The sequence below is a fragment of the Exiguobacterium sp. SH3S1 genome, from assembly GCF_004337105.1.
Taxonomy (GTDB): domain Bacteria; phylum Bacillota; class Bacilli; order Exiguobacteriales; family Exiguobacteriaceae; genus Exiguobacterium; species Exiguobacterium aurantiacum_A.
Genome location: NZ_SJUW01000001.1, coordinates 241,435 through 260,133 on the forward strand (window position 1 = coordinate 241,435; position 18,699 = coordinate 260,133).

Here is an 18,699-nt window from a genome sequence, read left to right on the forward strand (position 1 = left end):
CCTTGAGACCGCTCTCGGTAACCGATAACGAGGTCAAGCGGTCACGCTTACTCAATTCAGCATGACACTCATAGGGGATACCAAATAAAGTCTTTCTCTTAGGCTTGCACCTTCCCTAAGTCGCTTCGTAGGTGTGACTTTATTGACGTGTCCTAATCAACGTATTGTTTATTATCCGTGATGTTTGTTTGGTGTGACTTCGTCGTCATTATACGCAAGTTCACTCGTATCGTCAAGAACCGTCTGGACAGGCGGCTCTCCGACAATCGTGTCCCATTCGGTACTATTTAGAAGTTCCATCTGTGCGTCGACGAGAACACGGAACCGGGTCCGGTACAGTTCGACTTTTTTCAACATTTGAATGACTTCACGCTCTGCCATCTGCTCTTTACGCGACGCTTCCTCTTCTCGGGCGAGCGCTTCGCGTTCAGCCTGCTTCAAGATGAGGCTGGCTTCTTTGGCCGCATTGGTCTTGACTTCTTCTGCCGCCTCTTGTGCGACGATAATCGATTTATTCAATGTGTCTTCCATCGAGGAGAAGTAGTCAATACGGGCTTGCATATCGTTGACGAGTTCTTCGTACCTTCTATTTTCACGAATCAATAGCTCAAACTCTTTAATGATTTGATCTAAAAATTCATTGACCTCATCGATATCGTACCCGCGAAAACGAGTCGAGAACTCTTTGTTATGAATATCAATCGGTGTCAACGCCATTCGACTTTCCTCCTAAATTCAACGTATGATGCCATACTGGATTTTTATTTTCTCACGCTTTGTCGAGCCGAGGATTGCCGTCAATTTGACACGACCGTAACCCCGGATTGAAACCAAATCGTCTGGTTCGAGTAAAAAACTCGCGTCCGTGATCGCTTTATGATTGACTTTGCAGTCACCATGTTTGACGAGCGCCTGTGCTTTCTGGCGCGACAGACCGAGCACCTCGCTCACGACCGCATCAAAGCGGAGTGAGGAGACGATGCCAAACTCGTCGCTCCATTTGACTTCTGGGACGGTCAAAATCGATGCGGCCGGCACATCAGACAACCGCACCCGGGCTTTGCCGACGCGATCCACGTTCATTTCGATGAATCCAGCCGCATCAGCCGTCGTCGCGAACTGAGCGATCCCGTCAGCGAGGACAACGTCGCCAAACTTTTGCCGCTTCAGGCCCGCGTTAAGAAGCGTGCCTGTCACTTGGCGGTGGGTCAAGTCGACAAACTTCGTCGGATAATCGATTTGAAGAATCTTGACTTCAAAGTCGTTCACGTCGAGCTCATAGTAGTCGGGCGTCAATAAAAGCCGTTTCCGCTCAGCTCCAGGGAAACCGCCGTCCTCGTAGATGGCGAGCCGTTTGCCAACGAGTTGCCTGACGATTTGTTGCTCACGTGGGTCTAAAAAATCCGTCAATTTAAACAAGTAGTTGTCCTCGACTTGTCGCACCCAGTCGAGCACTTGCTCGACAAACGGGCGTTCATTCGGTCGATAATGATCGAAGACGCTCATTTACAGACCGAAAATCGCTCGCACTCCTGCTTGCGCCATACGAAGCACGAACAGGGCGACGATTGGAGAAATGTCGAGCATACCGCCGATTGGCGGGATGATCCGACGGAACGGGTTAAGAAACGGCTCACACAAGTATGTCAAAATTTGTCCGAATTTTGATTCTCTCGCATTCGGGAACCACGATAATAAAATATAGGCAATCAAGACCCAACTATAATATCCAAGAAGCGTAACAATCGTATTGCCTAATGCAGGGATCGCATTTTCCATTCATTTACCACCCTTTACTGTTTAGTTCGTCCTCCGAAATCAAATTCGAAATCGATCCAGTCAATTCGATATTGTTCGGAGCACATAGAATCGTGTTATGTCCAATCGACGTCATCGTTCCTTCTAGGGCGTAAACGACACCCGACAAGAAGTTTACAACTTGACGAGACTGCTCTTTCGACATGCGCTGAAGGTTGACGATGACGGCACGATTTTCTTTCAACTGGTCGCCAATATCTTGTGCCTCGGCAAAGACGCGCGGTTCAGCAAGAACGACTTTCGAACGTTCTTTCTTCTTCGTGTTTAGCGCGACGAGGTTGTTCGATGGTTTCGGACGCTCCTCGGTTTTGACGAGCGCATCAGTCGTCGGTTGAGTGTTCGTCTCTGCGACAGCATACTCTTCCCCTTCATACGCGTGATTCGGATCTTCCTCAAGTCCAAAGAAGTCTTTCATTTTGTTTTTGATTGACATAACGGATTCCTCCTTAGAATATATTATTGCACAAGTACGGTCCCAATACGAACAAACGATGCGCCTTCTTCGATTGCCAACTCGTAGTCGTTAGACATACCCATCGACAATTCGTTGCATGGTGCATGTTCGAAGCGATTTGCCGCGACGCGGTCGCGCAATTCGCGTAAAGCACGGAATGTTTCACGGATCACACCTTCATCTTCTGTGAACGGAGCCATCGTCATCAGTCCGATGACCCGAATATGGCGATACTGTCTACAGTTCTCGATGAACGGGATGACTTCCTCTTTTTCAAGCCCATGTTTTGACGTCTCGCCCGATACGTTCACTTGGACGAAACAATCGATGACACGGTCGGACCGTTTGTCAATCTCTTCGGCGAGCGATAATCGGTCGAGCGAATGGATTGCGGCAACATGATCGATGACTTGTCTCACTTTGCGCGTCTGTAGACTGCCGATAAAATGGAACTTGGCGTCCGACGGCATCGCATTGACTTTCTCGAGCAAGCCTTCCGGACGGTTCTCACCGAAATCACGGACACCTTCTGCGTAAAGCGCGTTCGCGACGTCGACACCGACCGACTTCGTGACCGCAATGAGCGTCACCGCTGTTTCCGATTGAAGGTTCTCAATATTCTGTCTCACTTGTTTGACGTTATCAGCTATGCTCACAATTTCTTCTCCTTGACGAGGACGGCGGCAAATCGACGCTTGGCGTCTCCGTTCCGATACGAGAAAAAGTCTCGATCGGAAGCGGTCGACAAGTTCGACTGCGTGACGTCCATGTTTCTTTCGACAGCGAGTGTCTCATTGACTCGTTGCAATGACAGATTCGCATGACGTTCTGATTCGTTATACACCGAGGCCGCATATGCTTCGGGCGAGACGGCATTGACGGCATCGAGGACACGGCGGTCGACTTCATAATGCTCGGCCGTGATGGCCGGTCCGACGTACATCTCGATGTCGTGTTCCGGAACCCCGAGCCGAGCGAATGCGTCCGCCATCGAAGACACGATGTTTCCGACCGTCCCTTTCCATCCGGCATGAGCCATGCCGATGATTCCGTGATCTTTCGCACAAAAGAACAACGGGACGCAATCGGCGAACACGAGAGCGAGTGGCAAATCGGTAGCGGTCGTGACGAGTCCGTCAGTCGCTTGAATCGCCTCATCGTATCGATAGGCGCCTTTGCCCTTGTCCGCTTCGTCGACGGTCGCGACACGCGTCCCGTGCACTTGATCGGCCCAAACCGAATCGATAAGCGACAAGTTTGCTTCGGTGAAGAAACGTTCCCGGTTGGCAATGACTTGTTCCGCGTCATCGCCGACGTGCAGACCGACATTGCCTTCATTGTGTCCATCCGTCCGCGTCGTCACATAAGCCAGATAGCGATACGCCTCGGTTTCCCATGTATGTATGAGTTGCATACCAGTCTCCTTTTTTAGAAAAAGGGGGTGCCGAGAACGGCCCCCCCTGTTGTTTAGTTACGGCGTTGTCTTACGAACGCTGGGATGTTGATCGTCTCGTCTGGGACGTCCCCACCATAGACTGGTCTATGGAAGTTCCCTTCTTCTTGTTGAGCAGGTTCAGTCGGTTTCGGTTGAACTTCTTTGTTCGCCTCAGGCTCCGCTTGTTTCTTCGGTTGCTGAAGGAACGGGTTCGTGCCTTGTGACTCTTCCGCAAACTCAGTCGCGATGACAGTGACGATGATCTCCTCGTTCAAGTTTTCGTTGATGACCGAACCAAAGATCAAGTTCACTTCTTCATCAGCGGCGCTTTGAACGATTTGAGCAGCCTCTGTTACTTCATACAAGCTGAGGCTGAGTCCACCTGTAATGTTCATCAAGACACCTTTCGCGCCTTCGATCGAAGACTCGAGCAGTGGAGATGAGATCGCCTTTTTCGCTGCTTCGATGGCACGGTTTTCACCAGTCGCCACACCGACACCCATGAGCGCCGATCCTTTTTCCGTCATGATCGTTTTCACGTCGGCGAAGTCAAGGTTGATCAAACCAGGGATGGCGATCAAGTCTGTGATCCCTTGGACACCTTGGCGAAGCACGTTATCCGCTTCGCGGAACGCTTCGATCATCGGCGTGTTCCGCTCGACGATTTCAAGCAACTTGTCGTTCGGGATGACGATGAGTGTATCGACTTTTTCTTTGAACGCTTGGATTCCGTGTTGCGCATGCTGCATCCGTTTGCGTCCTTCGAACATGAACGGTTTCGTGACGACACCGACTGTGAGCGCTCCGATTTCTTTTGAAATCTCAGCGATGACTGGTGCAGCGCCCGTACCTGTTCCCCCACCCATACCGGCAGTGACGAAGACCATATCGGCACCGTCAAGTGCTTCGATCAATTGCTCACGGCTTTCTTCAGCCGCTTTCTTACCGATGTCCGGGTTCGCACCGGCACCAAGGCCGCGTGTCAATTTAGCGCCAAGCTGAAGCTTGACGTCCGCTTTCGACATATTGAGTGCTTGTGCGTCTGTATTGACCGCGATGAACTCGACACCTTGCACTCCGTGCTCGATCATTCGGTTGACGGCGTTTGAACCACCACCACCGACTCCAATTACTTTAATTTTTGCTACGGCGTCAATCGCCTCATCAAAGTACATCATTTCAGGTATCCCCCTACGTAATTTCCAATTGTTAACACATCATCAGCTTACACGCCAAATAATTTTTCCATTAAACGCCCGAATCCATTTTTAGATTCGCGCTCTGTTGTTTCAGGCTCGTCATCACGATCGATGTCGCGTTCTGTCCCGCCAGTTGGTGTCGGAACAGTCACGCGCTCATCTGGCTTCTCAAGTTGCGACTTCGAGACATGATGGTCGCTCATGAGCACATACTTGAGAACGCCGACAGCCGTCGCGTATTTCGGATGTCTGACACCAATCGACGAAGGTTGGTAGAGTCTTGTCTTTTGACCCATGACGCGCGTCGCCAATTCCTGGATGCCAGGCAAGGCAGCCGCTCCGCCACAGAGGAGATAACCTCCGCTGAGCGGTGGAACACCTACCTTTTGCACTCTATTCAACACGAGTGTGAACATTTCCTCTATTCGCGCCTCTAAAACGTAACTAATTTCTGTTTGTGGCTCGAATGCCACTTCCCCATTAATATTCGTGAATGAGAATCCTTCAGAAGCGTCCGCCATTTCTTCGAGCGCGAGTCCGTATTCTTCTTTCGCCACTTTTGCGTCTTGGTACTTACAGTTGAGTTTATATACCAAGTCTCGCGTCATGTGGTCCCCGCCGACTGGGAGGATATACGAGTAGACGAGATCACCGCGATAAAATACAGAGACGGTCGTCTTTTCGTGTCCGATGTCGACGAGGCCGATCCCAAGGTCGATTTCATCGACGGAAGCAGCACTCATTCCGAGCGCCAAGTTACCGAGTACAAATCCTTCTAGCGTAAGGCCTGCCCGTTCAATCGAACGACGGATGCTATGTAGGACCGTTTTTGAACCCGTTACCATTTTTCCGTGCATCTCTAACCGGTAGCCGAGCATACCACGGGGATCGACGACCCCTGTCTGTTGGTCGACTGTGAACGACGTCGGGATGACATCGATGACGCTCATCTCATCCGGCAAACGCATCACTTGCGCCGAATTGATGACTTCGATGACGTCGACGTCCGTGATCTCTTGGTCTTCTCGTTTCACCGATGCGATCCCATGACACGGGGCAATTTGGATATGTTCCCCTTCGATGGCAACATATACCGAACGAACTTGATCACCGAGCGCCGCTTCGGCATGTTCGACGGCTTGCTTAATGGCTTGAACCGTTTTATCGATGTCGACGACGGCGCCACGTTTTACTCCTGCAGACGGGGCGCACCCCTCCGCCAAAATGTTAAGCGTTCCTCCGAGCAATTCGCCCACGACGAGCTTAATTTCTGACGTTCCTATATCCAATGCGGCAACATAACCGTTCGCTTCCAAAAGGGAAACACCTCCGCGCTTAAATTTCTGTTTCTGAATTTCCGTTACATTGTTACAGATATCCAAAAATATTGATAGGTCCGGCAAGATATCTCACGTCTAAGTTTACAACAAATAACATAGTGAGAAAAGGTAGAATCCTACAAATTAAGCGGTTTTGGGGTGTCAATTCGATTACAAACCATAAAAAAACAGTCCTTACGTGTCTAAGGACTGTAAAAAATCAGATTATTCTTTCGTTTTTTCGTAAGGGACGAAATAAAAGCCTCCGTCCATGACGACGGTTCCGCGTTGACCTTTTGGGATGTTTTCAAAGATATCCCCGTATTTTGAGACGGTTTGGCTCAGTTTGAACGTCGGTGTGAGCAACGTGTTTCCATCGTTCATATAAATCTCATACCGGACTGGTTCATCCTTTTTTTTCGAAAAGACGATTTCAGACATCCGGGCCCGCATCGCGTCATCGACTTGCTCGAGTTCACTTGCCACTTTCTCGAGCTCGGCGACGTCCGTGAACTCACGTAAGAGCGGACCATCCTGCAACTTCTCCGGATCATCGATTTGTCCGGTCGGGTGAAGTGATCCGTCTGCGAGCACGACGACTTCTTCTGAGTCGTTTCGCGAGTAGGCGATCATCTTCTCTTCCTCGATGTCCACGGTGACGATGTTATACCAAGACCGATCGACTTTGACGTCCCGCACTCCCGGGAGTGCGCGAATCGTCTGCTCGATGTCGTTCGGAGAGATGCGAACAATCTTTGAAGACGTGTCGAGATCCGTTCCCTCAAGGACGTAAGCTTCAGTCAACCAGTCGAGTCCGGACACATTCACTGCCTTCACGTCAGAAACCGACGTCTGCATATAGACGACGAGTGCGATGAGCACGGCAAACAAGAGTAGAATCGTCGCCAAGCGTCGATTCGCTTTTTTGCGCCGTTGGTCCTTCATATACGGAATACGATCTTCCAAACTGCGAACGGTATTCTGACGCGTCTCCATTAACTTCTCTCCTTTATCGGCTTACTTCTTCAACAAGATCGGCGAGTGATTCCGCGGCGTGCGGGAATCCTAATCGTTTCGACGCTGCGGCCATCTCGTCATGGTGATTCAAGACGTGACGGATCGACGCGACGAGCGTGGCGCCTGTCAATGCTTGCTCTTTAATCAGTTCAGCGGCACCGCTCTCGACGAGCGCCGACGCATTTTTCGTCTGATGATCCGCTGTCACGTAAGGGCTCGGGATTAAAATGCTCGGCAAACCGAGCGCAGTCAATTCCGAGATTGTCGAAGCACCGGCCCGTGAGACGACGAGACTCGCACAGGCGAGGAGTTCTGGCATATCGTAGACGTAGGGCAAGATTTGGACGTTATCTGAGCTCGGCGCTTTGGCGACGACATCGTCAAAATGCACTTTTCCGGTCACATATAAGACGTTCACAGGTTCAGTCGCGAGTTCCGGGATCGCCTCGATGACCGCTCGATTGATCGCTTCCGCCCCACGGCTGCCGCCATAGATGAGAACAATCGGTCGTTCGTCAATCCCGTACTCGGTGCGCAGTTTCATCTCGTCTGCCGTTGTCTTCAAGACCTCACTACCCCGTGGATTCCCGATGACTTGCACGTTCGCCCCTGGGAAATGTTGTTCAGAACCGGCGAACGACAGCGCGACACGATCCGCTTTTTTAGACAAAAACTTATTCGTCAGTCCCGGGATGCTGTTTTGTTCATGCAAAATCGTCGGAATACCGAGCAGTTGTGCGGTGAAGACGACAGGCCCGGACACGAAACCGCCCGTTCCGATGACGACGTCAGGTCGGAACGTTTTCATGTCTTTTCGTAATGCGAGAACCGATTGGACGAACCGATAACCCGTCTTGACGTTCTCAATCGAAAGCGACCGTTTCAAGCCACTGATTCGAATCGATTTGAACGGGATACTCGCTCGCGGTACGAGATCGGCTTCAAGCCCGTTCTCGGTCCCGATATAGAGCACCTCTAAATCGGTATGCCGCTCTTTCAACGTATCGAGCAGGGCGAGCGCCGGATAGATGTGACCACCCGTCCCTCCACCAGAAATGATAACTCTCATCGGTTTGCCTCCTCATATGCGTTCACGAGCTTGACGAAATGTTCGCCTCGTTCTTCAAACGTCTTATATTGATCCCAGCTCGCACAGGCCGGCGACAGCAAGATCACGTCGCCTGCAACGGACTGTTCAAACGCGAGCGGCACCGCCTCGTCGAGCGTGGCGACGGCTTGCGCCGGAATATTTTCTGATTCACTTAACGTTTTGAACCGTTCAGCCGTCTCGCCGTAAGCGATGACAGCTTTCACCCGTTTCATCGCCGGAACGAGTGATGTCAGGTCGGCTCCACGTTCGAGCCCGCCGCATAACCAAACGATTGGTGATTCGAAACCAGTGAGCGCCGCTTCGGCAGCGACGTTGTTCGTCGCTTTTGAATCGTTGTAGACACTTCGGCCAAGCACACGGCCGAGGCTCTCCGTCCGATGGGCGACGCCGCCGAACGTGCGCAAGACGTGCTCGATATGATCAGTCGGGATGTCAAACGGCTCGATCAACAAGAGCGCGGCCAATACGTTCTCGACGTTATGGGCGCCTCCAAGCGCAAGTTCTGACACCGGCATGATCCGTGCGCCATGCAAAGTGATCCATCCTGAATCGACATGCGCGTCACCGGCTTCATAGCCAAACGTTTGAGCTGAAAGTCCAGTCGGCACTCGCTTCATGACTTCTCGATCCTCACCTTTGACGACGACCCGGTCTGAAGGTGTCATGTTTTGGAACAGATTCGCTTTCGCGTCAGCGTATGATTCAAAGTCCCCGTGATAGTCAAGATGGGCTTCTGACAAGTTGAGCAGTGCTGCCGAGCGGGGATGGAACGCTTCCACTCCCATCAGCTGAAAGCTCGATAGTTCGATCACGATCAGGTCGCCCGGCGCGGCTTGCGTCGCGACTTCGATGGCCGGAAACCCGATGTTCCCCGCTACGTGGACGGGACGTTTGCCACCTTTTAACAGCTCATGGACGAGCGTCGTCGTCGTCGTTTTACCGTTCGACCCGGTGATGGCGACAAAATCTGCCTCTGTTGCCAAATAAGCGAGCTCGACTTCCGTATAAATCGGGATGTGACGCGCAATCGCTTCTTCTAGTAACGGGATCTGATAAGGGATACCCGGATTCTTGACGATCAGTTCAGCTTCGTCTAACAGTTCAAGCGGATGCGAGCCGAAGACAGTTTTTACGTTTAGCGCTTCAATCTTTTCCCGCTCTGCTTCTGTTGGCTCACTGCCCGTATTGATCACTACGTCTGCGCCGACCGCCTTTAAATAGGCGGCAGCTGCGATACCGCTCCGAGCCGCCCCGAGTACGAGGACTCGCTTACCATTCCACTGTTGATTCATGTCTTCCACCATCCATTACATGAGAAGTAACGACAATACTGCCGTGATCAAGCTAATTCCACTGAACGTCAATACGATGCGCCATTCTGACCAGCCGACCATCTCGAAATGGTGGTGGATCGGACTCATCTTAAAGATTCGTTTCCCCGTCGTTTTAAACGAGATGACCTGCAAGATGACACTGAGCGTCTCGATGACAAAAATAATACCGACGAAGACGAGTAATAATTCAAGTTTCAACATGAGGGCGAGACCAGCGACCGCTCCGCCTAAAGCGAGCGAACCCGTGTCACCCATGAAAATTTTCGCCGGGTATTTGTTAAAGACGAGGAACCCAAAGAGTGCTCCGACCGTACTAAACGCAAACCAGGCGATGCCGACTTCGTCTTGCCCTAACGCATAAATTCCAAAGAACGCAAACGTCGGGATGGCCGAGAACGAAACGAGACCGTCCAAACCGTCCGTCAAGTTGACGGCGTTCGAGAAGCCGACGAGCCAGAAGATGACGATGGCGATGTAGAACCAGCCCGTGTCAAACGCGATCGATGTGAACGGAATGCTGATTGTTGTGTCGAGCCCGCCGCCAAGCGATAAGAACCAAACGAACAACACCGAGACAATGATTTGGCCAATCAACTTTTGGAGCGATGTCAATCCAAGGTTACGTTTGTTGACGACTTTAATGTAGTCGTCGAGGAATCCAATGATCCCGAACGCGAGCGTGACGAACAAGAGCGTCCCGAATCCGGCGACCGCTTCTCCAAACACGATCGAAACGAGAAAGCCGACAAGAAGTGCGAGCAGGATGACGATCCCGCCCATCGTCGGTGTCCCTGATTTCTTTTGATGCCAATCCGGACCCTCGTCCCGGATCTCCTGACCAAACTTTAAGTTACGAAGTGCCGGGATGGCCCGCGGCATGACGACCAATACGGTCAATAATGAGCTGATTAAGACGATTAAACTGATTAACATATTCGTACCTCACTACTCTATTTATTGGACTAAGCGCTCAAGCGCAAGTCCTCGCGATGCTTTTAACAATATCACAGTCTGTGGCCGTTGATAACTGCTGAGGAGTGCTTTCGCTTCCTCTACCGTTGGGACCATCGTCACATTCACGCGCGGGTCACTGATCCCTTGTGCGATCCATTTCGCTTTGTCGCCGATCAGCACGCAATCGGTCACAGGCGCCGTGATGACGTGGCCGACACTCTCGTGCTGGGCCTGTTCATCTGTCCCGAGTTCGTACATATCCCCGAGGACGAGGACACGACGGCTAAAGCCTTCTAACGTTTTCACCGTCTCGATGGCGGCAATCATCGATGTCGGGCTCGCATTGTAGGCGTCATTGATCAAATGCGCGTCACCGAACATTTGCTTCTCCATCCGCATCGATGTCAATTGAACCCGATTCAGACCGCGTTGGATCGTCTCGTGATCAAGACCTAATTTGAGTCCGCACGCAATCGCATATGCCGCATTCCGGATTTGGTGGGCTCCGAGCACTTTTAACTCATAAAACTCGTGATTATAGCGGAAAATCGAGGCGTCAAACGTCGCTTCGACGACTTCAAGTTTCCCATCTGCCGTCGCGTCGTAACCGACTCGGTAACCTTCGTTGGCCAAAAGCGGCTCGTCGGCATCGACGATGAGCACCCCGTCCGGTTTGAGCCCGGCTTTAATCTCAAGTTTCGCTTTAGCGATCCCTGAGCGACCGCCGACTTGTTCGCCGTGCGACTCGCCGATGTTCGTCACGAACGCGACGTCAGGCTTGGCAAGCTTCGATAACAACTCGATTTGCCCAAATCCGTTCATCCCCATCTCGAGCACCGCGACTTCCGTATCACGAGGCATTCGCAGTACGGTCAGCGGCAGACCGACGTCCGAGTTGAAGTTTCCAGCCGTCTTGTGCGTTTTGAACTTTTCCCCGAGAACGACGGCAACCATGTCTTTCGTCGACGTCTTGCCGTTTGAACCGGTGATCGCGACCACGAACGGATCGATTTCAGCCAAGTATCGTGCCGCCGCTTCTTGCAGCGCCTTTAGCGGTGACTCGACCGGAATCGCCACAACCCCTTCCGGCAGCGGACGCCCCTGCTCCCAAAACGTCACGATTGCGCCTTTTTGGACGGCCGCATCGATGAAGTCGTGGCCATCGACGCGAGCCCCGATGATCGGCACGAACAATCCGTCCTCATTACCGTCCCTCGAGTCGGTCGCGACATGACGGACCTCACGTGTGTCGTCCGTCTCCATCCCAAACCAAGAAGCAAGTGTTTGTATCGTTAACTGTTCCATCCTTATTTCCTCCTGTGACAAAGGAAAAGAGAGCCGAGGCCCTCTTCATCCCTATGCGTTAGTTCGACGGTGATTGGAGCCTCACTTTGAGTGTCGCCCCGTTCTTGACCGGCTTGCCTTTCCCGATTGACTGGGAAGTGACAAAACCCGTTCCGTCTATTTCTAAATTCAATTGATAGAGCGTCGCCAATCGTTTCGCATCACGAAGCGACCAGCCTGATAGGTTCGGCATCGTGAACGAGTCCTCCGTCTTCAACAGGAGGCGCTCCCCGACGACGTACGATTGCCCTTCGACCGGGCTTTGAGCGACGACATCGTCCCCGCTACCGAGTAAGATCGGTTCGAACGAAGCGGCTTTCGCCTGCTTGACCGCCTCATCACGACCAAGCTCGACGTATGTTTCCGTCGTCTTCGTCGACGCATCGATTGTTTTTGTTTGTTTTTCCGGTTCGACGCTTCGATAGCGCAACGCCACGTCCATGACATCCTTGAACAGCGGCGCCATGATGCGCGGACCCGTCGTCGACGAGTCGCCGTTCGGTCGGTCGACCGCAATATACATGACGAGTTCCGGATCATCTTTCGGTGCCATTCCGACGAACGAGTGGATGTACTGACCGCTCAAGTACTTCCCATTTTCGGCAATTTGAGCCGTCCCGGTTTTTCCGATGACGCGATAATTATCGAGCGCATACAGTTGACCGGTTCCGAGATCACTATTGACGACACCGTCGAGTGCTTCGCGTGTCAGCTTGGCCGTTTCTTCCGTGACCGGTTGACCGACAGTTTTCGGATTGGTCGTCCGAATCGTCTCGCCCGTTTCACGGTTGACGACTTTTTTAATCACGTACGGTTGTTTCATCGTCCCATCGGTCGCAATCGCGGAAGTCGCTTGTAGGATTTGCATCGGTGTCATCGCCGTCGATTGTCCCCATGCTGTGATCAACACGTTCATCGGGCTATCGAAGTCGTATTGACTGTTCACTTCTCCCGGCAAATCGACGCCTGTTCGTTGGTCGAACTTGAACGCCTTGAAGTAATCTTCGTATCGGCCGAGTCCGAGTCGTTCATTCGCTAAAATCGAGAAGGCGACGTTCGAAGAGTGCCAGACGCCTTCCACCATAGGAATCGTACCCCATCCAGTGACGTTATAATCATTGAACACCGTCTTGCCATACTTGTAAGACCCGGATTTATACAGCTCGTTCGGGTTGTAAACACCTTCATTGATCGCTGCGGCGAGTGTGAAGATTTTCATCGTCGAACCCGGCTCAAAGCGAGATGAGACAGAGAAGTTGCTGTAAGACGTGATCTCACGGGTATTCGGATCAAAAGACGGACGATCGGACAAGGCGATGATCTCACCAGTCTTTGGATCCATGATGATCGCCGTCGCATTTTTCGGTTTATATTCTTTATACAGTTCATCCATTTTCGTATCAAGCAGTTGTTGGATGCGATGATCGAGCGTCAACTGGACGTCCGCCCCGTCTTCCGGGTCGATTTTTAGTTGTTCATCGCTCGACACGAGCTGTCGGCCTGCTAAATCTTTCTCGAAACGATATAAACCGTACGATTCACTCAGCACGTCATTGAGCGATTTTTCGATTCCAAGTTCTCCGACGAGTTCGATGCGCCCATTTTGATCAATCTTTTGGGCGTAGCCGACGACGGATGAAGCAAAGACTTTATTCGGGTAATAGCGTTTCGGTTCTTCCACGAACGTGATGCCCGGAATCTCAAACGCATCGATCGCTTCTTTTTGTTCGACCGTCAAATCCCGGCCCGGTACCCCGAACTCAATTTGACCGCGATCGACATTTTGTTCGAGCCGTTTCAAAATATCGGCTTCGGTCATCGGGATGACCGTCGCAAGCTCTTTAGACGCGTCCTTGAACTCGTCAGGCAAGAGCGTCTTGTTTTCGACCCGCTCTCCCCCTAACTTCAAGACCGCGACAATCCGGTAGGACGGGATATTGATCGCAATCGGTTGCCCGAACCGATCAAAAATCTCTCCACGCTCCGCCTTAAGTGTACTGACAGCCTTCCAGCGCTCTTCTTCAGCGAAAGCGAGCATGTTCTCCCCTTTGTACGTCTGAAAGACGGACAAGTAGAGGAACCAGCCAACAAAAAATAAAAAGAGTGGTGTGAAGCAAACGATCGCCACCCACGCCACTCTTTTTTTACTCTGTTGTAGAGAATTCATCAGTCGATCACCAAAACATTCTTTTCATTGAACTGCATGCCGAGCTTGTCAGCAATCGCATAAATTCTCTCAGGTGAGCTTAGTTGGGCAATCTCATACTTCAGTTCTTCATTCTCTTTCGAGATCGTGTTCATCTCTTGGTTGATGACAGCCGTATCTCGCATAATATTGTACGCTTCGTTATGTTTCGACACCGTGATGCCACCGAACAAGACGACCGAGAAAATCATCGTCGGGTACAGGATGGATTCGAACAAGGTCAACGTACGTCGTTTCGGAGCTGGTATTGGTCGTTCTTGCGGAATCGGATTTCGATTCGGTGAAATTTGAGGCTGCAGAGCCTTGCGGGCAGCTTCTGGCATCAGGTATCCCTCCTACGTACAATCTATTTTTGTTTTTCAGCGATCCGAAGTTTGGCCGACCGGGCCCGGCGGTTGTCTTCAAGTTCGTTATCTCCGGCAGTGATCGGCTTGCGTGTGATCAGCTTCAATTCCGGTTCGAACTCTTCTGGGATAATCGGCAATCCTTTTGGCAACTGTGGATACTGGCTCTTCTCTTTGAAAACCTGCTTACAGATGCGGTCTTCAAGTGAATGGAACGTGATCACACAAATCCGTCCACCGATGGCGAGCATGTCAATCGCGTCTTGGACGGCACGATCGAACACGTTCAATTCGTCGTTCACAGCGATGCGGATCGCTTGGAACGTCCGTTTCGCCGGATGGCCGCCTTTGCGTCGCGCCGGCGCCGGAATTGCGTCTTTAATCAATTCGACGAGTTCGAACGTCGTCTCAATCGGCTTGACGGCACGGGCTTGTTCGATTTTACGCGCAATCTGTTTCGAGAACTTCTCTTCCCCGTATGTAAAGAAAATGCGGGCGAGGTCCCCGAACGGCCATTCGTTGACGACGTGATACGCCGAAAAATCTCGTGACCGGTCCATTCGCATATCGAGCGGAGCATCAAAATTATAGCTAAAGCCGCGTTCTGCCTCATCTAACTGTGGTGAAGAGACACCGAGGTCAAATAATACTCCATCGACTTGTGTCACACCTCGTGCCGCTAACTCATCTTTCAGATGGACGAAGTTGCTCTTTATAAACGTAACCCGGTCCTCATATGGAGCCAAACGCTCAGCGGCGTGCGTGAGTGCGACATCGTCCTGGTCGAAGGCGTAAAGATGGCCCGTCGTCAGGCGTTTCACAATCTCTTCGCTATGACCGGCTCCCCCTAACGTACAATCGACGTAATTTCCGTCCGGTTTGATGTTCAGTCCATCAACAGACTCCATTTTTAAAACCGTTTCATGCTCAAACATACAAAAACCCTCTCAACCTACATTTTTCAACTAGTTTATTACATTTACTTTATCATAAAAATGTCAAGCTACGCATTGGTTTTTAGCGAAAATAGGAAACAAAAAGGTAACAAACAAAAAATGGTTCTCCAAACAAGTGGAGAACCTCGATCATTTACGATTTCACAATCAGATTTTGACTAAACAGCGCTCCCATTCCGCCTGTTCATAGGCGGCGCGTAACCGAACGAATAAATCGTCTCCGTGACGATTCATCAGTGGGACCATCGACCAGATCCGCTCTTGCGGTGCGTCCATCGGCAGCAAGCGTGTCGACAGATGGATCCGGCGTCGATTCAAACGATACTGCTCGCGCTTCGCCTCGGCCCGCATCTCGTCAGCGAGACGGTCAAGGATATGCCGCGCGTTCGTCTCAAAGCGATGCCCGCGCTTTCCTGCCTCATGCCCGATTGCTTCAGACAGCGTGCGGTAGGCATACAGACTTTGGTCAAACGACTCGTCATCGAACGAATGGTCCGGGAGCGGATTCGTCAAGTAATCGACGAGCGTGGTCCCTTCTTGAGCGAGTTTTTTCTCGTCGTTCGTCGACATGACAACAGCGCCAAGTCTCGGGATCAACAACGGCATCTTCCAACCGAATACATGAAACAACGGACGAAGTTGGAGCCAATAGGCGATTTCACCCGGACCGGCGACGTATGCGAGCGTCGGGAACAAGTAATCTTGCATGAGCGGCCGGGAGACGACGTTATTCGAGAACCGTTCGGGATGCTCGTCAATTTCGTGTAACAGTTCCGCCTCCGTGAAGCGGTGACCGCGTTTCGTCGTGAAGACATCTCGTTCTTTCGTCAACAATTCACGCGTCCCGTCATGATAAAACACGTGGGCCGCATCGCGGTTCAGTTCTACGGACGGCATGCCGTCCTCGAATGAGTCGCGGAGCACTTCGTGCATGCGGTCGTGTTGCACGATCAACTGTTTGAACGCCTCACGTTCGAGCCGACGTACGTCAGGCTGATGCGGGTCGAACAGGAGAAAATCGTTCCCGACGAAACGTCGCATCATCTTCCCAAAAAATTGTGCGAACGAATGACTCGCTTGGAGTAAGGCGACAAGCTCACGATAAAGCGTCGCCGTATGGACAGTCTCTGTCTCCGACACGAACAGACGTTGCAACATTTGGACGAGTTCGATTTTGAGACGGTCGAATTCGAGTTCTCCGACCGATGCTTTCCCTGCGAGCGGAACGGTCGATAACGCTTCTTTCCGCAGTTGCCGTGACAACGGCTGGGGGGCGTACACATGGTTGATCTCGGCGAAGTCATGATCCTCGGTCGCCATCCAAAAAATCGGGATGACCGGCTTACCGAGCACGGCCTCCGCCTGTTTCGCTCGTTTGAGCACGGTTAACAGCTTATACACCGCAAACAACGGGCCCCCGAAGACGCCGACTTGCTGTCCGGTCACAATCGTGAACGCCTCGCCTTTCGCGAGCGCGTCGAGTTTTGAGTCAAGCACGTCCGAGAGCGGACCGTGAACCGTCTGTTGCGCCCGAAGAATCTCTGCTAACGATTCCAGATGCGGGTATGAGCGTCCTTCAAGCTCGCTCGCTCGAGCTTCGAGCTCGTCCATTCCTTTATAGTCCAGCCACTTCGTATATCCCGCTTCGATTTGGATCATCGGGGAAGATGGACTGTACATGGCGTCTAGCGACTCTATCCTCACGTATAACGACTTCCTTTCAAACGGTCAATGAATCATTTCTTTTGCGACACCGAGCGTGAACAACACGGCGTGTAACGGGACGAGTAGTAAAAATAACAATCGCCAGCCGTGTACGAACATTTTTGTATATAAGACTTCTTCGTGTCGGACTCGCTGCCAAATCGCATTTGCCGGAAAAATAGCGCAGCAGACGGCTAAGAGCAACCAAAAGACGTCGTCCCCGACGAGTGTCTCTAATAGGACCGCACACGCATAAAACCAGAGGAACACTCCGGCATCGCAGACAAGTTTAAACGTATTGACCGATTTCGGCATGATTTTTCTAAGTATCATATACACCATAAACCATATGACAAGCGGAAATGAAACGATATACACTAACACGATGCGCTCGCTCCTATTATCAATTTTTGCATGAGTGGGATGACCGTCAGTTTTCGGCCTCTGTCCTCGGCCCGTTTCAAGAGCGGGGTCAAGATGGCATCGACCTCGGTCATACGTCCGGCCTCGATATCTCGAAGCATCGAAGAGCGGTTTTGAGCTGTCTTCTCGATGATCGTCTCAATATATGTATAAGGCACGAACTGATCGAACAGCGGTGTCAGCTCCTCATAGATCGCTTGCGCGACTTCGCGGCAAGGCGGCTCGGCGACGGCTCCGTTCGGGACGCGACAAAGTGCGGTGATCGGATTGATGATCGCGTTCGCAAACAACTTTTCAACGACGACTTGTTCGATATCCGCTTCCCACACGACTTGGAGCGGCGAGGCGATGAACGTGAGCGGCTGTAGAGCATGCAAGCTCCCGATCCGAACTCGGCCGAGACCGCTATGGTTAATTCGATTTTCGTCTCGCGTCACCCCGTGCTCGATGACGCCTAAGTGGAACCCTCGTTCCCGAGCGTACTCGAGATGAGCAATCCCGTTCGAGCAGATGAACACAGGGACGTCCCCGGTAAGCCGTTCTGTCGCCGCGCGCACTTGGTGCGCTTTCGTCGTCACGAAAAAAACGTCCGCTTCCGTCTCGCTGAGTGTATGTACCGGTTTGAGCGGGACAGCGACGGTCCCCTGCGTCATACCGGCTCGTTCGATTATGACGTCTCTCGTTTCTTCGCCTCGACCGTACAAGGTGACGCTATAGTCTTTCGCGAGTAACGACGCCATCAACATCCCGACAGCCCCGTTCCCGATAATCCCAATTCGTTTGATCGGCTTCATTCGCTATCCCTCCACAAACAGTGTGCACAAAGAATTTTACCACAATCTGTTTCCAGGACCACACAATTAAAAAAAGAAGCGATCTCCAAGGAGACCGCTTCTTTTCGCATTATTTGCTTGTTACTTCTTTACCGTTGTAATGTCCGCAAGATTTGCAAACACGGTGTGAAAGTTTCATGTCGCCACAGTTCGGGCACTCGTTCATACCAGGTACGTTAAGTTTGAAGTGAGTACGACGAAGACGTTTGCGAGTTTTCGACGTTCTACGGAATGGTACTGCCATCGTT

The 18,699-nt window shown here is 51.7% G+C and carries 20 protein-coding genes and 1 other annotated feature (1 of these 21 only partly in view); all 20 genes read right to left on the reverse strand.

Translation table 11 applies throughout. The annotated features are described in order from the left end of the window. Positions 1 to 169 (reverse strand) — a binding site (T-box leader); it reaches 52 nt to the left of the window's first position. A gap of 2 nt (positions 170 to 171) precedes the next feature. The 20 genes from EVJ26_RS01235 to rpmF all read right to left on the reverse strand — a co-directional run bounded on the left by EVJ26_RS01235 (position 172) and on the right by rpmF (position 18,695). Further along, complete coding sequence (locus EVJ26_RS01235) at positions 172 to 717, reverse strand: DivIVA domain-containing protein (protein ID WP_016509011.1); 546 nt, start codon at positions 715 to 717, stop codon at positions 172 to 174. Between the two features lie 18 nt (positions 718 to 735). Continuing rightward, the gene (locus EVJ26_RS01240) at positions 736 to 1,506 is read right to left on the reverse strand and encodes a YlmH family RNA-binding protein (RefSeq protein WP_070327551.1); all 771 of its coding nucleotides are present in this window, start codon (positions 1,504 to 1,506) and stop codon (positions 736 to 738) included. Next, on the reverse strand, positions 1,507 to 1,779 hold the full coding sequence (locus EVJ26_RS01245; protein WP_070327552.1) for a YggT family protein: 273 nt from the start codon (positions 1,777 to 1,779) through the stop codon (positions 1,507 to 1,509). It lies immediately after the preceding gene. Positions 1,780 to 1,783: 4 nt separating this feature from the next. After that, a complete protein-coding gene (locus EVJ26_RS01250; protein WP_070327553.1) occupies positions 1,784 to 2,251 on the reverse strand; it encodes a cell division protein SepF in 468 nt (155 codons plus the stop codon). 23 nt (positions 2,252 to 2,274) lie between these two features. After that, a complete protein-coding gene (locus EVJ26_RS01255; RefSeq protein ID WP_070327554.1) occupies positions 2,275 to 2,928 on the reverse strand; it encodes a YggS family pyridoxal phosphate-dependent enzyme in 654 nt (217 codons plus the stop codon). Beyond that, positions 2,925 to 3,686 (reverse strand): peptidoglycan editing factor PgeF, encoded by a 762-nt coding sequence (pgeF, locus tag EVJ26_RS01260; RefSeq protein WP_070327555.1) that lies wholly within the window; start codon positions 3,684 to 3,686, stop codon positions 2,925 to 2,927. The genes EVJ26_RS01255 and pgeF overlap by 4 nt, the downstream gene beginning before the upstream one ends. 53 nt (positions 3,687 to 3,739) lie before the next feature. Further along, positions 3,740 to 4,885 carry a cell division protein FtsZ gene (ftsZ, locus tag EVJ26_RS01265; protein WP_070327556.1) on the reverse strand — a complete coding sequence of 382 codons (1,146 nt, stop codon included), beginning with the start codon at positions 4,883 to 4,885 and terminating at the stop codon, positions 3,740 to 3,742. A gap of 47 nt (positions 4,886 to 4,932) precedes the next feature. Then, the gene (ftsA, locus tag EVJ26_RS01270) at positions 4,933 to 6,222 is read right to left on the reverse strand and encodes a cell division protein FtsA (RefSeq protein WP_070327557.1); all 1,290 of its coding nucleotides are present in this window, start codon (positions 6,220 to 6,222) and stop codon (positions 4,933 to 4,935) included. A gap of 228 nt (positions 6,223 to 6,450) precedes the next feature. Beyond that, positions 6,451 to 7,221 carry a cell division protein FtsQ/DivIB gene (locus tag EVJ26_RS01275; protein WP_131456279.1) on the reverse strand — a complete coding sequence of 257 codons (771 nt, stop codon included), beginning with the start codon at positions 7,219 to 7,221 and terminating at the stop codon, positions 6,451 to 6,453. Between the two features lie 13 nt (positions 7,222 to 7,234). Next, positions 7,235 to 8,311: an undecaprenyldiphospho-muramoylpentapeptide beta-N-acetylglucosaminyltransferase gene (gene murG, locus EVJ26_RS01280; RefSeq protein WP_131469618.1), complete on the reverse strand. Its 1,077-nt coding sequence runs from the start codon at positions 8,309 to 8,311 to the stop codon at positions 7,235 to 7,237. Continuing rightward, positions 8,308 to 9,645 carry a UDP-N-acetylmuramoyl-L-alanine--D-glutamate ligase gene (murD, locus tag EVJ26_RS01285; RefSeq protein WP_236635472.1) on the reverse strand — a complete coding sequence of 446 codons (1,338 nt, stop codon included), beginning with the start codon at positions 9,643 to 9,645 and terminating at the stop codon, positions 8,308 to 8,310. Before murD ends, murG begins: the two co-directional genes overlap by 4 nt. Positions 9,646 to 9,660: 15 nt before the next feature. Continuing rightward, entirely contained in the window at positions 9,661 to 10,620 is a 960-nt protein-coding gene (mraY, locus tag EVJ26_RS01290) for a phospho-N-acetylmuramoyl-pentapeptide-transferase (RefSeq protein WP_131456285.1), read from the reverse strand. A 21-nt stretch (positions 10,621 to 10,641) separates the two neighbouring features. Further along, positions 10,642 to 11,946, reverse strand: coding sequence for a UDP-N-acetylmuramoyl-tripeptide--D-alanyl-D-alanine ligase (locus tag EVJ26_RS01295; protein WP_201738305.1), 1,305 nt, complete (start codon positions 11,944 to 11,946; stop codon positions 10,642 to 10,644). A 58-nt stretch (positions 11,947 to 12,004) separates the two neighbouring features. Then, positions 12,005 to 14,113, reverse strand: a complete 2,109-nt coding sequence (locus EVJ26_RS01300) for a penicillin-binding transpeptidase domain-containing protein (protein WP_236633991.1) — start codon at positions 14,111 to 14,113, stop codon at positions 12,005 to 12,007. 38 nt (positions 14,114 to 14,151) lie between these two features. Further along, complete coding sequence (gene ftsL, locus EVJ26_RS01305) at positions 14,152 to 14,514, reverse strand: cell division protein FtsL (RefSeq protein ID WP_083273972.1); 363 nt, start codon at positions 14,512 to 14,514, stop codon at positions 14,152 to 14,154. 23 nt (positions 14,515 to 14,537) lie between these two features. Beyond that, on the reverse strand, positions 14,538 to 15,470 hold the full coding sequence (gene rsmH / locus EVJ26_RS01310; RefSeq protein WP_131469620.1) for a 16S rRNA (cytosine(1402)-N(4))-methyltransferase RsmH: 933 nt from the start codon (positions 15,468 to 15,470) through the stop codon (positions 14,538 to 14,540). A gap of 168 nt (positions 15,471 to 15,638) precedes the next feature. Then, on the reverse strand, positions 15,639 to 17,195 hold the full coding sequence (gene bshC / locus EVJ26_RS01315; RefSeq protein WP_236633990.1) for a bacillithiol biosynthesis cysteine-adding enzyme BshC: 1,557 nt from the start codon (positions 17,193 to 17,195) through the stop codon (positions 15,639 to 15,641). 24 nt (positions 17,196 to 17,219) lie between these two features. After that, entirely contained in the window at positions 17,220 to 17,579 is a 360-nt protein-coding gene (locus EVJ26_RS01320) for a DUF3397 domain-containing protein (protein WP_131467788.1), read from the reverse strand. Then, positions 17,573 to 18,412: a ketopantoate reductase family protein gene (locus tag EVJ26_RS01325; RefSeq protein ID WP_131469621.1), complete on the reverse strand. Its 840-nt coding sequence runs from the start codon at positions 18,410 to 18,412 to the stop codon at positions 17,573 to 17,575. Before EVJ26_RS01325 ends, EVJ26_RS01320 begins: the two co-directional genes overlap by 7 nt. Positions 18,413 to 18,521: 109 nt before the next feature. Next, a complete protein-coding gene (rpmF, locus tag EVJ26_RS01330; protein WP_081338944.1) occupies positions 18,522 to 18,695 on the reverse strand; it encodes a 50S ribosomal protein L32 in 174 nt (57 codons plus the stop codon). Between the last annotated feature and the right edge of the window lie 4 nt (positions 18,696 to 18,699).